The 14,392-nt window shown below is 70.8% G+C and carries 13 protein-coding genes; 10 read left to right on the forward strand and 3 right to left on the reverse strand.

All coding sequences use genetic code 11. The annotated features are described in order from the left end of the window. Positions 1 to 125: 125 nt before the first annotated feature. Positions 126 to 743, reverse strand: coding sequence for a TetR/AcrR family transcriptional regulator (locus tag FXF65_RS11605; protein WP_246198495.1), 618 nt, complete (start codon positions 741 to 743; stop codon positions 126 to 128). Positions 744 to 1,044: 301 nt separating this feature from the next. Here FXF65_RS11605 and wrbA point away from each other — a divergent pair, with 301 nt between their 5' ends. The 6 genes from wrbA (at position 1,045) to FXF65_RS11635 (ending at position 6,023) form a co-directional block, all read left to right on the forward strand. Beyond that, the gene (wrbA, locus tag FXF65_RS11610; RefSeq protein WP_148349769.1) at positions 1,045 to 1,656 is read left to right on the forward strand and encodes an NAD(P)H:quinone oxidoreductase; all 612 of its coding nucleotides are present in this window, start codon (positions 1,045 to 1,047) and stop codon (positions 1,654 to 1,656) included. An 80-nt stretch (positions 1,657 to 1,736) separates the two neighbouring features. Further along, positions 1,737 to 2,651, forward strand: a complete 915-nt coding sequence (locus FXF65_RS11615) for a DUF6081 family protein (protein WP_148349770.1) — start codon at positions 1,737 to 1,739, stop codon at positions 2,649 to 2,651. Positions 2,652 to 2,657: 6 nt separating this feature from the next. After that, on the forward strand, positions 2,658 to 3,122 hold the full coding sequence (locus tag FXF65_RS11620; protein WP_148349771.1) for a lipocalin-like domain-containing protein: 465 nt from the start codon (positions 2,658 to 2,660) through the stop codon (positions 3,120 to 3,122). After that, positions 3,119 to 4,051, forward strand: a complete 933-nt coding sequence (locus FXF65_RS11625; RefSeq protein ID WP_148349772.1) for an NADP-dependent oxidoreductase — start codon at positions 3,119 to 3,121, stop codon at positions 4,049 to 4,051. Before FXF65_RS11620 ends, FXF65_RS11625 begins: the two co-directional genes overlap by 4 nt. Before the next feature lie 16 nt (positions 4,052 to 4,067). Further along, positions 4,068 to 5,039 carry a DUF6081 family protein gene (locus tag FXF65_RS11630; RefSeq protein ID WP_148349773.1) on the forward strand — a complete coding sequence of 324 codons (972 nt, stop codon included), beginning with the start codon at positions 4,068 to 4,070 and terminating at the stop codon, positions 5,037 to 5,039. A 6-nt stretch (positions 5,040 to 5,045) separates the two neighbouring features. Continuing rightward, positions 5,046 to 6,023, forward strand: coding sequence for an aldo/keto reductase (locus FXF65_RS11635; protein WP_148349774.1), 978 nt, complete (start codon positions 5,046 to 5,048; stop codon positions 6,021 to 6,023). A 67-nt stretch (positions 6,024 to 6,090) separates the two neighbouring features. On the opposite strand, the gene FXF65_RS11640 is transcribed toward FXF65_RS11635, so the two are convergent. Next, positions 6,091 to 6,945, reverse strand: coding sequence for a hypothetical protein (locus tag FXF65_RS11640; RefSeq protein WP_148349775.1), 855 nt, complete (start codon positions 6,943 to 6,945; stop codon positions 6,091 to 6,093). Between the two features lie 216 nt (positions 6,946 to 7,161). Further along, positions 7,162 to 7,956, reverse strand: coding sequence for an AfsR/SARP family transcriptional regulator (locus tag FXF65_RS11645; RefSeq protein ID WP_222868507.1), 795 nt, complete (start codon positions 7,954 to 7,956; stop codon positions 7,162 to 7,164). A gap of 725 nt (positions 7,957 to 8,681) precedes the next feature. Here FXF65_RS11645 and FXF65_RS11650 point away from each other — a divergent pair. The 4 genes from FXF65_RS11650 (at position 8,682) to FXF65_RS11665 (ending at position 14,392) form a co-directional block, all read left to right on the forward strand. Beyond that, a complete protein-coding gene (locus FXF65_RS11650) occupies positions 8,682 to 9,983 on the forward strand; it encodes a CHAT domain-containing protein (protein WP_187412231.1) in 1,302 nt (433 codons plus the stop codon). 12 nt (positions 9,984 to 9,995) lie between these two features. Then, complete coding sequence (locus FXF65_RS11655; RefSeq protein ID WP_148349777.1) at positions 9,996 to 10,322, forward strand: hypothetical protein; 327 nt, start codon at positions 9,996 to 9,998, stop codon at positions 10,320 to 10,322. Next, positions 10,319 to 10,924, forward strand: a complete 606-nt coding sequence (locus tag FXF65_RS11660) for a hypothetical protein (RefSeq protein ID WP_148349778.1) — start codon at positions 10,319 to 10,321, stop codon at positions 10,922 to 10,924. The genes FXF65_RS11655 and FXF65_RS11660 overlap by 4 nt, the downstream gene beginning before the upstream one ends. Before the next feature lie 96 nt (positions 10,925 to 11,020). Continuing rightward, the gene (locus tag FXF65_RS11665; RefSeq protein ID WP_148349779.1) at positions 11,021 to 14,392 is read left to right on the forward strand and encodes a hypothetical protein; all 3,372 of its coding nucleotides are present in this window, start codon (positions 11,021 to 11,023) and stop codon (positions 14,390 to 14,392) included.

Raw genomic sequence — 14,392 nt, forward strand, 5'->3', positions numbered from 1 at the left:
GAGTAGCGCGTCGTCACTGCTGGGGGTCGCCGTCGAGGATTGCCAAAGTCTGTCGCGGCCCGATCAAAGGAAACTCGAACGCGGCTTGAACGCGGTCGGCCCGGGAGCGGTCGGTGCGGGAGCGGTCAGTGCGAGAGCGGGCAGCCCATGAGCCGGAGGAGGTCGTCCAGCCCGGCCCTGACCTCGTCGATGCTCAGCCCTCGCTCCTTGAGCTGGTAGGAGACGAGGGTCGCCGACAGCGGCGCCAGCAGGGCGTCGGCGAGGTACGCGGAGTCGGCTTCCGGGATGAGCTGCGCCAGAAGAATGGAGAGGTGGGTGTGGTGCACGGCGTACGGGACGCTGCGGAACCTGCCTGACGACGTGTTCTCGGCCAGCAGGAGCAGGTCGACCTGGGTCTCCATCCGGTCGACCAGTGCGTGCAGGAACGCGTGGATCCGATCGCCGGGCGGGGCTCCCGGGCCGAGCGGAGGCGGCCCGTTGATGAACGCCTGCTGGAACTCGCGCTCCTGCTCGTCCAGCAGCGCGAAGATGAGCTGCGACCGGTCGCGGTACTTGCGGTACACGGTCGCGACGCCGACCTCGGCGGCCTTGGCCACCTCGTCCAGCGACAGTTCCGCCGCGCCGCGCTCGGCGATCATCGCCGCCGCGGCGCGGAGGATCTTCATGCGGTTCCTGGTCGCGTCGGCGCGTTCGGTGGGCGGCTGCCCCGCCATCGGAAGCCCGGTGGGCGCGTCGCGGGCCACACGGACCTCCTTCCCGCCGCGGACGGCTGATCGGCACGGCTGATCGGCACGGCTCTCAGACCGTATCCGGGTGCGCCGCACCGGGCGGCGCGCCTTGCTATCCGGAGAGCTCTTCGGTTAGCCTCAGGATAGCAAGCGGAGAGCTATCCGGTATGAGCGAGATGTCCTTTCTCTGGGCCCGATGTTCTTTCCCCGGGCCCGAGCGCCCAGGTCTCTCCGCACCACCCGATCGGAACGACGCACCGAGCACATTCGAGGCAATTCGAGGGCTTCGGGCCTTCCCGAGGACACAGGGGAACCCATGACCACCAAGGTCGCCGTGATCTACTACTCCGCCACGGGCAACGTGCACAGGCTCGCCCAGGCCGTGGCCGAAGGAGCCGCCAAGGCCGGCGCGGAGGTCCGGCTGCGGCGGGTCGCAGAGTTAGCGCCGCAGGAGGCCATCGACGCGAACCCCGCGTGGCGGGCCCACGCCGACAGCACCGCGAACGAAGTGCAGCTCGCCGCCCTGGAGGACCTGAGCTGGGCGGACGCCTACGCCTTCGGCACCCCCACCCGTTTCGGAAACGTCGCCGCGCAGCTCAAGCAGTTCCTGGACACCACCGGCGGCCTCTGGCAGGCGGGCGAGCTGGCCGACAAGCCGGTCACGGCGTTCACCAGCGCGATCAACACCCACGGCGGCAACGAGTCCACGCTGCTCGCGCTCTACAACACCATGCACCACTGGGGATGTTTCATCATTCCGCCCGGCTACACCGACCCGATGCTCTACGCCGCGGGCGGCAACCCCTACGGCGTCAGCCACCCCTCGGGAGCCGGTGAGGCGAGCGACGCCCTGCTCAAGGCCGCCGCCTACCAGGGTGAGCGCCTGGCCACCGTCGCCGCCCGGCTGGCGCGCGGCCGCGCCGCCTAGTCGATCACCGTTCCAGGACCCGTCAAGTCCGTGTTGTCAGCATGGCCGCAGCCCGTCGACGCCGTTGGGGAGGGACCGTCATGCCAGAACGACTCGACATCGTGTGGGACGACTTCACCGAGGAATTCCGCGCCGCGGGACCGGCCGCACGCTGGGCCTACTCGGCGGCCGGACCGCATATCGCCGATGACGGAGAGGTCGCGACCGGCATGGGCGAACTCCACGTCGTGTCCCGGCCCTTCACCCGGACGATCGCACCCGGGGACGCGCTTCCCGGCACGCTGGACCACGTCAAATGGCTGGCCTACACGTCCCACACAGGGTCGGCGGGAGTACCCGGATTCGACGCCCCGCCCGGGCTGGAACTGGCTTTCGAGACGTCGTTCACCGGCCGTACCCACGGCACTGGGGCGCATCCGTTCGGCGACGCGGTCTTACCCGACGACCTGCGCCTGGCCGCCGTGGCGTTCAACGCGTTCGACCCTGAGACGTTCCTGGTCTTCGACTTCTTCCTCACCAATACCCGCATCTACGCCTTCTACGAGCGGCTGCCCTTCGCCCGGGAGGCGCTCGGCGAGTACGCGGCGTTCTCCTACGCCGTTCCGCTCGCCCCGAGGTCACCCGGCGACCGCCACCTGCTGAAGATCGCCTACGACCGCACCGCCGGAGTGGTGCGCTGGCTGATCGAGGGAGACGAGGTGTTCCGGGTGTCCCGGCTCGGCTACCACCTGCCAGGGCGCGAGCACCTCGTTCTGGACCATTCGGGAACCGAGAGCGTCGCCGAACCCCGCCAGCTCAACGCCGGTCTCGGAATCTTCACGCTGCTGGACGCCACCGGCCCGGACGGCGGCCCCGGGGCGGTCCGGATCTCAACGGACGAGGGGTTCTACCCCGCCGCGCAGCGCTTCCTCGATCCCGCGAGCAAGGAGAGCAGCCGGTTGTTCGGGCAGGGGGCGGAATTCAGCGCGGGTCCAGTCCGGATCACCAGGAGTTGATCAGCGGTGACCGTGAAAGTCCCCGTCCTCGGAGTCTGGACGCTGCACGCCTACCACGATCTCGACGAGCACGGAAACGCGTGCGTCGGGCCGCTGGGGCGGGCTCCGCGCGGCCTGCTGGCCTACCGCTCCGACGGCCGCATGGCCGTGGCCATGATGAGAACCGAACCCGGGCCCGCCGACCTGGAGCTGTCGGCCGGCCTGCTGCCGCCGATGAGCCTTCCCGAGGAGTTCATGAGCTACTCGGGAACCTGGCGGTTGGAGGGGTATCACAGGGTCGTGCACGCGGTCGAGGCCAGCGTCCACCCGCATCAGATCGGTACCGAGCAGGTACGCGACCTCGAGCTGGCGGGATCGTCGCTCACGCTTCGCGGCACCGCGATCATCGACGGCCGTCCGCAGCACCGCGTCCTGTACTGGCGGCGGCAGCAGAAGCCGCCGCCGCAATCATCCGAAGGAGAAACCTCATGAAGGTCGTCGTCGCTCCCGGTTACGTCCCGGTCGAGGATCTGGTCGTGGCCGACCAGCCCCGTCCCGAGGCGGGCCCCGGCCAGGTGCTCATCAAGCTGAAGGCCGCCGCCCTGAACCCGCTCGACGTCAAGCTGAGCACGGGCGTCATGAAGGACCAGATGCCGGTGGACCATCCGTTCGCGCTCGGTCTCGACGCGGCGGGCACCGTCGAGGCGCTCGGCGAGGGCGTCCAGGACCTCCGGGTCGGGGACGAGGTCATCGCCTTCACCTACGGCGGGTCGGGCGCGCTCGCGGAGTACGCCCTGGCGAACGCCGGGCCGACCGTGGTCAGGCGGCCGGCCGGCCTCGACCCCGTGCAGGGCGCCGCGCTGCCCGTCGCCGCGATGACCGCCGCCGCCGTGATCACGGCGGCCGACGTGCCGACGGGCGGCACGCTGCTGATCGTCGGCGCCACCGGCGGCGTCGGCTCCTTCGCCGTCCAGCTCGCCGCGCAGGCCGGTGTGAAGGTGCTGGCCACGGCGACCAGGGACGAGGCCGACTACGTGCGCGGACTCGGCGCGAAGGAGGCCGTCGACTACACCGCCGGCGACGTGGCCGAACTGGCCCGCGCGGCCGAGCCGGGCGGCGTGGACGCCGTCATCGACCTGGTCAACTTCGGACCCGGTCTCGCGGCGACCGCGGCCGCCGCCAAGCCGGGCGGCCGGATCGTGTCCACGCTCGGCGGGCCGCCGAGCTTCGACCGCGACGTCACCGCCGTCTACACCGGCGTCGAGGGCGGCATCGGAAGGCTCGACGAGCTGGTCGGCAAGGCCGCCGGCGGAACACTGGCGATCGAGGTCAGCTCCGTCCGCCCGTTCTCCGAAGCGGTCGCGGCGGTCGTCGACTTCGCCGCCGCGGCGAACCGCGGCAAGACCGTCATCACCTTCTGACCGGCGGGAGCGAGCCATGTCGGGGCCCTACCACCTCGTCTGGGACGACTTCGGCGGCGGGCTGCGGACCACCGGCCCCGACGCCCGTTGGGCCCACTACGCCTTCGGCGCCCTCGTGGGCGACGACGGCGAGCCGACCGGCACCGGGAAGGGGCTCCGGGTCCGCTCCCGGGGCCGCCACCCGGTGACCGGGGAACCCGCGTTCCTGCGCACGACCGGCCGGGAGAACGGCGACCCGGCCGCCCTGCCCGGCGTCCTCGACCACGTCAAATGGCTGGTGTACGGCACCAACACCGCCTCCACCGGGCTGCCGGGCTTCGACGCCGAACCCGGGCGGGAACTGCTGATCGAGGCCGTCCTCGGCGGCCGGACGTACGGGACGGAGGGGCATCCGTTCGGCGGCCGGGTGGTCGCGGCGGGCGACGACCTGAGACTGGCCGCCGTGTGCATGCCGCTGCTGGACGTCGAGACGTTCGTGCTCTTCGACTTCTTCCTGTCGAACGAGCGGATCTACGCCGGCTATGAGCGGCTTCCGTTCGTCCGCGAGCAGCACGGAAACTATGCGGCGTTCCTCTACACCGTCCCGGTCGGGCCGCGCACGCCGGAGCAGGAGCACCGGTTGGGCGTGGGCTACGACCGCACGGCGGGGGTCGCCCGCTGGTACGTCGACGGGATCGAGGTCATGCGCGTCGACCAGATCGGCCGTCACCTCTCGTCCCGGGAGCACCTGGTCCTCGACCACGGCGGCGAAGAGGCCACGGTGGCGCCACGCCAGCTCAACTGCGGCCTTGGGATGTTCACGATCCTCGACGCCACCCGTCCGGGTGAGGAAGGCGGGCTGGTCCAGCTCACCGAACACGACGAACACTATGCCCGGCCCGTCTTCTGGGATTCCGAGAGCGATCCGGCGAGCCGACTGTTCGGCCAGGGCGCGGAACTCACCTGCACGGGATACACCATCACTTCGCGTCCCGCGCAGAAAGACTGATCCCTTATGCGGCAACGTATCCTCGGCCAAGGCCTCTCCACCTCAGCGCTCGGGCTCGGGTGCATGGGAATGAGCGAGTTCTACGGCCCGGCCGATGAGGCCGAATCGATCGCGACGCTTCACAGGGCGTTCGATCTGGGCATCACATTCCTCGACACCTCTGATATGTACGGTCCGTTTACGAATGAGGAACTTCTGGGCCGGGCCGTCAAAGGGAGGCGGGAGGCCGTCACCGTCGCGACCAAGTTCGGTGTCCAGCGATCCGACGACGGGGGCTGGCGCGGCATCAGCGGAGATCCCGCCTACGTCCGCTCGGCGTGCGACGCGTCGCTGCGCCGGCTCGGGACCGACCACATCGACCTCTACTATCAGCACCGCGTCGACCCCTCGGTCCCCATCGAGGAGACCTGGGGAGCTCTGGCCGAGCTGGTGGCGGACGGGAAGGTGCGGCACCTGGGCATCTCGGAGGCCGACGGGCCGACCCTGCGGCGGGCGCACGCCGTCCATCCGATCACGGCGGGCCAGTACGAGTACTCGCTGTTCACCAGGGAGATCGAGGCGGACGTGCTGCCCGTCCTCAGGGAGCTCGGCATCGGCCTCGTCTCCTACAGCCCGCTCGGCCGGGGCCTGCTGACCGGCGCGTACCAGGGCACGGCGGCCTTCGCCTCCGACGACTTCCGGCAGAACAACCCGCGTTGGCAGGGTCCCAACCTCGCGCGCAACCTCGCGCTGACCGAGGAGGTCGGCAGCGTCGCGAAGGCTCGCGACGTCACACCGTCGCAGATCGCCCTGGCCTGGGTGCTCGCCCAGGGAGGCGACGTGGTCCCGATTCCCGGGACCAAGCGGGTGCGCTACCTGGAGGAGAACGCGGCCGCGGTCGACATCCGCCTGACCGACCGGGAACTGACGGCGCTCGGCGGGCTGGCCGACCAGGTCCAAGGTGATCGGTACGCACCACCGCCGCCGCGGGCCGGCAGTCGATGAACGCGGTTGAATGAAAAACCCGCGGTCCGTTTGGACCGCGGGTTTTTTGCGCGTTGCGGACCTTTTGTCAGGACGCCCTGCGGTAGGCGAAATCGGTGATGCTGATCGTGTAGACCTTCGACTTCGCCTGGTAGTCGAGGCAGTAGGCGGTCGGATACCAACCGGCCTTCTTCCACGCCCGGGGTTGGGGGAACGCCGTGCAGGAGCCCTTGCGACCGGCGGCCAGCCCCTCGATCCACGCCTTGGTGATCATGGGTTCGTAGAACGTGATCTTCCCGTCGAAGGCGCCGTACATGAACGTCTGGGTGAAGGGCTTGCCGTGGAACTCCGGCGAGTTCATGTCCATCAGGTGGTTGCCCATGCCGGGCACGACGGCGCCCATGTCGTGGTAGACGTCGGGCTTGTACTGGTCCGGAACAGGAATGCGGGCCCTCTTGAGGTCTTCGCAGTTCATCAGCCCCGGGCAGGGGCCGGTGGCGATGGCGTTCGCTTCGGCTTCGCTCTGCATGTAGAAGTGGAAGTCGAAGTGCGGCACGCCGTAGATCTCGGGCGGGTCGTGCCCCTTCGGGTCCCAGGTCAACAGCGCCCAGGTGAACGGGAACGCCTTGTCCCTGGTAGCGCGCTCAGGAAGGGCCAGCGTGCTTCCGTACTCCTGCACGCACTCGACGGTCGTCTTCCCATCGCGCTCGATGGGATAGCAGAGCTTTCCGTCCGATCCGCTCGTGGGCAGGCCCTTCAACGCGTTCGCCGTCAGGCGGTAGCCGAGCGTCCGCGGAGACTTTCCCTTGTAGACGGCGTACATCTGGACGGTCCCGTTGCCGAGACGTTGCACGGGACCGTAGAACGTCCGCTCCCGCGCCGGGCGATTCGAGCCGCCGGACGCCGAGGCGGCGCCGATCATCGCGATGCTGAGCACGCCCACCAGAGCTAAACCGGTCCAGATTCTCTGACGTTCGGTCGTTTTCACCTGAGCTTCCTCTCGGGGACACTCTTTATCGGTGACGATGGCCGGAAATCTCGGGACGCGCGCGGGCCGCCGCGCGATCGGTGATTCCGGCCATCGTCCGAACTCCTCGGGTCACGATGCCCAGGCGCTCTCGAAACCCCCTAGAAGAGGGCTATCCACCTTCTCGAATGCCTACGCAGGACGAGCGGAACGCAGCAGATCCGCCGGCGAGGCCGCCACTCCGGCGGGGATCCTGTCGCTGCCGAGCATCTCCTGGAACAGCCGCTCGACCTCAGAGGTCGGCGTCACTCCGAGTTCGTTGGCGAGCATTTGCCGTAACGAGTGGTATTCCTTCAGCGCCTCGGCTCGCCGCCCGGAGCGGAAGAGCGAGTTGATGAGCTGGTAATGCAGGAACTCGTTGAGCGGATAACTCGTCACGAGAGAGCGCAGTTCGGGAACGACGATCTGGTGTCGCCCGAGCTGCCGAAGCGTTTCGACTCTGAGACCGATCGCGCGGAGCCTGAGTTCTTCCAGGTGCACCACGCAATCGTCGAGGATCGGCCCGGTCGGCACCGTGGCGAAGACCGGCCCGCGCCAGGTCGCGAGGGCTTCCTCCAATTTGAGCAGCCCGGTCGTCAGGTCACCGCGGTCCAGGCACGCCGAACCGCACATGACCAGGTGTTCGAAGACTCCCACGTCCACTTCGCGATCGTCGAGCCGGAGCAGATATCCGGGCGACCGCGTGATCAGGAGATCCGCCCCGTCACGGGCGCTGATTCCCTCGCGGGCGAACATTCGCCGCGCGTGGTAGACGTAGGTTTGCAGTGTCGTGGAGGCGCTTCGCGGTGGATTCTCGCACCACAGCTCCTCCATCAGCGTTCCGGAGCTCACCACCTCGTTCCTCCGCACGAGCAGAAGCGCGAGGATCTGAGCCATTTTCGACGCTTTCACAGGTATCGAGCGGTCGTCGTCACTGACGATCTCCATGGATCCAAGAATGTTGAACCTCACGAAAAACTCCCCAGGTGTCCTGCGGGGTGTGTGACTTCTTCCTCGGCGGGAAGGACCAGTTGCATCGCGTCGACGTGCTTTCGTTCAGCGGCACGCACCGGCTCCGATGAAACGCCGGTTGGATGGATTGCCCCCGCTCGCCCCCTACGGCATCACGCCGTTCACTGCCTTCCGTGCATCCCCGTGGCAGACTCGGGCGACCCCGTGTGCCCGTGGTGTGACACACCGAACTTCCCCCGAGAATCCTCATCGGAGGCTACACACTCCACCGCGAACAGTCAAACTCCTTACAAGGAAGGTAAAACCGTCAGGCCCGAAAATCTGGAATGGGCGATGATAACTCCTAATTCAGACGTGACCTTTAATTTCTGATCTTGAGAACGTCTCAAATGTTCCGAAATGTTCACCCGAAGGCAAGAGTTGCGACGACCGACCGCGCCCTGGCGATGACGTTAGGTTACTGTCACCGGACGCCGCCTGCGCGCGGCGGCGCCGCGGCCCGCACTCCCCCTAGTTTCGGCTCGGCGTGCGCGATTCCGGCATCGCCGGTGTTCCGAGGCCGGTGGAGCGTGGCCGGTGGCCGGACCTGGCTGCATGGGGAAAGGCTCGACGGAATCGGCCGCTCCGCGAAATAGGCTGAGATGACGGTCAGGCGGCGCGCGGCGCGGCGTCGGCGGCGGTTCGAGAGCAGGTGTCCCGAGGTGGCTGGCCCAGGGCAGGCGTCGAGCGTCCGTGCGGAAAGGCTCCGGCTCGGACGCCAATGGGACGAGGCCCTGGAACGGGCCCGCGCGGTCGAGGGTTTCGCCGACTTCCTGCGTCCCGCGCGGGTGAAGACGTTGCTTCCGGCGGCGTCCGGCGGGCCGATCGTCGTTCCCGTGGTCAGCACCCGGCGGTGCGACGCGCTGGTGGTGACCGCCGACGGGGTCGAGGTCGTCCGGCTTCCCGGGCTGACCGCGGAGGAGACCGTCGAGCGGGCCAACCGGTACGTGCGGACGGTCCTGGCCATGCAGAAGGCCGACGAGGACTTCTTCCACGCCAAGCGGAGGTTCGCGGCCGGCGACCGGGGTCCGGCCGACTTCCAGGCTCATCACCAGGCCCGCACGGAGCTCGCCGGCGCTCGCGCCCGAACCGAGGACGTCCTCGACTCGACCGCGCGCTGGCTCTGGGACGCCTTCGCCGACCCCGTCCTGACGGCGTTGGGGCTCACCGGTTCCATTTCGGACGAAGGCGGCAGGCCACGCCTGTGGTGGTGCCCGACCGGGCCGATGACGCTGCTCCCGCTGCACGCGGCGGGTCACCACGACCGGGGAGGGCCGACGGTGCTCGATCGCGTGGTGTCGTCCTACACCCCCACGCTGCGGGTGCTCCTGGACGACGCGCGGGACGAGGAGACCTGGCACGGTCCCGGCGGCGGCGACCGGCTCCTGCTCGTCTCGGTCCCCGAGGCGGGGGGCCAGCCCCCGCTTCCCGACGCGGACGGCGAGCGCGAGCTGCTGACGGGCTCGTTCCCCGCGGACCGGGTCACCTGCCTCGCGGGGGCCGAGGCCACCCGCGCCCGGGTCCTGCGCGAGCTGAACCGCCACCGGTGGGTGCACTTCAGCTGCCACGGCGACCAGGATCTCGGCGCGCCCGCCTCCGGCGGCCTGATCGTCCACGACGGGCGCATCACCGTGGCGGAGCTGGGCTCCGGGAGCAGGGACGGCGAGTTCGCGTTCCTGTCCGCGTGCAAGACCGCGACGGGAGGGGTGGCGTTGCCGAACGAGGCGATGAGCCTGGCCGCGGCGCTGCGCTACTCCGGTTACCGCCACGTCCTCGCGACGCTGTGGTCCGTGTACGACACCGTGGCGGCCCGCATCGCCGCCGATGTCTACACGGAACTGCTCGCGTCGGGCCGATTCCGTCCGGAAACGGCCGCGACGGCGCTGGACCGGGCCGTCAGGCGTCTCAGGGAGCGGGACCCACGGCCGAGCGCGTGGACGCCGTTCGCTCACTTCGGGCCCTGACCGAAAGGCGACATGACAGAGATCCCGTACGAGGAGACCACCGACCCGGAATTCGCGGGGGCCGCCGCGCGGACGTTCGCCGTGGAGACCTATCCGGACGGCCTGCTGCTGCGCGGCCCCTGCCCGCGCTGCGCGAGCGTGATCGAGGTCGCGCTGGTCGACGAGGTGTTCTCCCGCGGCCTGCTCGGGTGGCGCCGCGGTTCGCCCGCGCCGCCGCCCGCTCCGGAGCCCGTGGAGCCCGTCATCTGCACCTGCACCGAGGCCCATCCCGGCAGGCCGGACGGGCGGGTGGGCTGTGGCGCCTACTGGTTGTTCGCCGTCCCCGCGAGCCCGTCATGACCGAGCCGGGCACCGCGTCCCCGGCCGATCTGCGCCGCGCGCAGCAGCGGGAGCAGCTGCTGCGCGACGAGCTTCCCCGCGTCCGCGCGGCCGCCCTGGCCTGGCGGAACGGCCTCGGGGCGCTGCTCGCCGGGCTGCTCGGCTTCGGGCTCGTCAAGGGCAGGACCGACGTCGGGCAGCTGGACGAGCGCTGGGCCGCGACCGTCGGGGTCGTGCTGCTGCTCGCGCTCATCGCCGGGACGTCCGGGGCGCTGCTGTTGCTCAGGGCCGCGCACGGCAGGCCGGCGGTACGGGCGCTCGCGAAGCTGCCGCCGGGCCCGATCGCCGACCGCCGCGAGGCCGCGGCGACCACGCGGGCCCTGCGGATGGGCATCGCCGCCACCCTGGCCTGCACCGCGCTCCTGGTGGGCGGGGTGGCGACCACCTGGTACGGGCCGGGACGCGCCAAGCCCGTGCTGAAAGTGATCATCCAGGGGGAGGCGGTGTGCGGGTCGGTGCGGGAGACCGGCGGCGGGAAGCTCGTCCTGCAGACCGACACCGGCAGGCGGACCGTCGACCTGAACGGGGTGACGGCGATGCTCCCGGTCGACCGGTGCGCTTAGGAGAACCAGTGCGCTCGGGAAAAGCGGCGCGCTTAGGAGAAGCGGTGCGCGTGCCGGTGCGCCGCCGCGGGGGGCCGGAGCGTCGAGGAGGTCGCGATGCCGGGGCGGGATGAGCTGATCGCCGCGCTGTGGGAGCGGGTCCGCCGGATCGAGCAGGACGAGAGCCGTGCGGCGGCGCTGGAGCCCGGGGCGGCGGCGGAGATGGCCGCGCTGGCGCGGGTCGCGGATCCCGTCCACGACGGCGACGCCGCCGTCGTTCTCGCCGCCCTCCACTGGTACCGCGGCCAGTTCGTCGGCGACCCGGACGAGACGCACCGGTCGGTGGAGCTGTTCGCGTCGGTGTACCGCGTCGCGCCGGACCGGGTGCCGGCCGAGATCAGAACGCTGATCACCACCCGGATCCAGGCGCCGCTCGGATGGTTCCTCGACCTCGGCTGGGACCTGCTCGGGCAGACGGACCCCGGCGTCCTCGACGAGTTGGTCCAGCTCGCGCGCACCGCGCTCGACCAGCATCCCGAGGCGCGGGCACGCGCGCTCCTCGGAGTGGCCCTGTGCCGCCGGCACGAGGTCTGCGGGGCGGCCGCCGACCTCGACGAGTCGGTGGCCGTCCAACTGGAGGCGGTGTCCGGCCCGGACGAACCGTGGCTGGCCGGGCCGCTCGGCACCCTGGTGGGCGCCCTCGGCAGGCGCTTCGACGTCTCCCGCGACCCGTCCGACCTCGACACTGCTCTGGACCTCGCGGCCCGTGCGCGGGAGCTCGCCGCCGACGACGCCGACACCCTGGCGGGCCTCCTGGCGAACACCGCGACGATCCACCAGCGCCGGTACCGGCAAAACGGCGAGGGCGCCGAGCTGTCCGCCGCCATCGGGCTCGCAGAGGAGGCCGTCCGCCTGGCGCCGGAGCATCCCGAGGTGGGCGGCCACCTTTACAACCTCGCGAACCTGCTGCTCATGCGGTTCCGCGCCGGACGCGACCCGGCCGACCTCGATCAGGCCATCGGTTTCGGCCGCCGCGCGGTGGACGCGACACCGCCCGCCCACTGGGAGTGGTCGTCCTACCGGGCGCTGGCCGCGCACGTCCTCGCGGTGCGCGCGGAGCACACGGGATCGACGGCAGACCTCGGCGCGGCCGCCGAGATCCTCGCGACGGGGATCGACGCCCTTCCGGACGGCCACCCCGGTCGCCGGTCGCTGCTCAGCGCGCGCGAGCTGGTCATGCAGGCCGCGGACCGGCTCCTCCGGAAGGCGTCCGACCACCACGCCGGGACGCTGGCCCCGCTGACGAACCGGGCCATCGACACCCTGGAGTGGGCGCGGGAGTCGGGTGACGCCGCCGCGGTGGACCTCGGGATCGCACTGCTCCGGCATGTCACCGACTCGCTGCCGCCCGATCACTACGACCTCGGGAACGCGCTGTCGGCGCTGTCGGGCGCCCTGCAGCAGCACTATCACCGCACCAACGACCCCGGCGTCCTCGACGAGGCGCTGGAGCAGGCGAGACTCGCGGTGGCGCGCACCCCGGACGGGCACGACGCACGGGCGAACCGGCTCAACATGTACGCCGGTGCGCTGAACGTGCGCTACCAGCGCCACGGCGACCCGCGAGACCTGGCGGCGGCGATCGACGCGCTGCGCGAGGCCGTCGCCGTCGAGCCGGAGGGGACGGACGAGCGGTCGGGGTACCTCGCCAACCTCGGCCTCCACCTGCGCGCCCGGTCCCGGCTGTACGGGGACGAGACGATCCTCGACGAGGCGATCGACCACGGCCGCCGGTCGGTGCGGGGCGGGGACGGCTCGCGGTGGCGCCCGATGCGGCTGGCCAACCTCGCGCAGAGCCTGTACCTGCGCCATCAGCGCACCGGAGATCCGGCCGCGCTGGACGAGGCGGTCGGCATCGCGAGGTCCGCCGCGGGTTCGGTCAACACGGAGAGGGAGTTCGGCGCCCGGATCCAGGAGACACTGGCGGAGATCCTTTTCACCCGCTTCGAGCGGCACGGCGACCTGCCGGACCTGGACGGCGCGATCGCGGCCCGGCGGGCGGCGCTCGACGCCGTCCCGCCGGACCATTTCGAGCGGCCCCTGTACTCAAGGAATCTCGGCTACCTCTACCTGCGCCGCTACCAGGCGGCCGGGTCGGCGGACGACGTCTACACGGCGCTCGCGCTCGCCGCCGCGGGCATCGCGGGCGTCGCGGACGTCGAGGGCCCGGACTCCTCCGCGCTGGACCTTCTCGCCGAACTGTCCCGCGTCGCCCAGCAGGAGGTCCTGGACGACGATGCGGAGCACGAGACGCGCAGACTGAGGGCGGCCTTTCTCCTTGCGGCGCACGAGTACGGCGACTGGGCGTCGCTGCCCCTGCCGGACGCCGCGAGCGGTTTCGCCCAGCTCCTGCTCACCAGGTACCAGGCGGGTTTCGACCCGGCGCTGCTGGACGAGGCGGTGGACCGGCTCCACACCGCTCTCGCGCAGGCCCCCGACAACTCCTGTTCGAGCACCCTCGCCTTGGCGCTCTGCCTGCGCTTCGACGCGCGCGGGGACGTCGCCGACCTCGACGAGGCGCTCGCCCACGTGCCACCCGCCGGTGCTCCCCCGTCCGCCGGACCCTCCGCGTCCGCCCTCACCAGCCGCGGGCAGGTCCTGCTGCGCCGCTTCTCCGTCACCGGTGATCCCGCCGATGTCGACGAGGCGATCGCGGCCTACCGCGCCGTCCTGGAATGGGACTCCGACGGCGATCGGGCCGCGAACCTGACCCACCTCGGCAGCGCCCTGCGCGAACGCTTCGAGGCGCGTGGGGACGCCGCCGACCTCGACGAGGCGATCGCCCTCTGCCGCGAGGCGTTCGCGCTGCTCCCGGACCATCCGGTCGTCCTGTCGAACCTCGCCGGGGCCGTCCGGCGGCGGTTCGAGCGGGACGGGGACGCGCCGTCGCTCGACGAGTCGATCTCCCTGCTCCGGCGCGGGGCGGAGGTCGACCGGGGCGCGACGATGCTCTTCAACCTCGGAAACGCCGTGACGGTCCGTTTCAACCGCACCGGGCTCGAATCCGATCGCGCGGAGGCCGCCGAGCACCTCCGCGAGGCCGCCACCCATTCGGCGGACGCCCCGCTGACCAAGCTGCGCGCGGCCGTCCAATGGGCCGAACTGACCGGGAACGCTGCCGAACACGCTTTGGAAGCCTACGAGACCGCCATCTCCCTCCTCGACCTCGTCGCCTGGCGCGGCATGACCCGGCACGGGCAGGAGAGCGTCCTGGCCCGGTTTCCCTGGCTGGCGGGCGACGCGTGCGCCACCGCGCTCGACGCCGACCGTCCCGAGCGCGCGCTGGAGCTTCTCGAACAGGGCCGCGCCGTCCTGTGGTCCCAGTCCCTGCAGACCAGGCAACCGCTGACCGCGCTCCGGGAGGCCGCCCCCGCGATCGCCGCCCGCCTCAACGAACTCAGAGCCCAACTGGACGCCCACCCCGAGTAA

This window comes from Actinomadura syzygii (genome assembly GCF_008085905.1).
GTDB classification, from domain to species: domain Bacteria; phylum Actinomycetota; class Actinomycetes; order Streptosporangiales; family Streptosporangiaceae; genus Spirillospora; species Spirillospora syzygii.

Excerpts from the sequence above, each read along its gene's own strand:
- FXF65_RS11635 (WP_148349774.1), top strand. The coding sequence starts at position 5,046 with ATGCGGCAACGTATCCTCGGCCAAGGCCTCTCCACCTCAGCGCTCGGG.
- FXF65_RS11630 (WP_148349773.1), top strand. The coding sequence starts at position 4,068 with ATGTCGGGGCCCTACCACCTCGTCTGGGACGACTTCGGCGGCGGGCTG.
- FXF65_RS11625 (WP_148349772.1), top strand. The coding sequence starts at position 3,119 with ATGAAGGTCGTCGTCGCTCCCGGTTACGTCCCGGTCGAGGATCTGGTC.
- wrbA (WP_148349769.1), top strand. The coding sequence starts at position 1,045 with ATGACCACCAAGGTCGCCGTGATCTACTACTCCGCCACGGGCAACGTG.
- FXF65_RS11655 (WP_148349777.1), top strand. The coding sequence starts at position 9,996 with ATGACAGAGATCCCGTACGAGGAGACCACCGACCCGGAATTCGCGGGG.
- FXF65_RS11645 (WP_222868507.1), bottom strand. The coding sequence starts at position 7,956 with ATGGAGATCGTCAGTGACGACGACCGCTCGATACCTGTGAAAGCGTCG.
- FXF65_RS11615 (WP_148349770.1), top strand. The coding sequence starts at position 1,737 with ATGCCAGAACGACTCGACATCGTGTGGGACGACTTCACCGAGGAATTC.
- FXF65_RS11660 (WP_148349778.1), top strand. The coding sequence starts at position 10,319 with ATGACCGAGCCGGGCACCGCGTCCCCGGCCGATCTGCGCCGCGCGCAG.
- FXF65_RS11665 (WP_148349779.1), top strand. The coding sequence starts at position 11,021 with ATGCCGGGGCGGGATGAGCTGATCGCCGCGCTGTGGGAGCGGGTCCGC.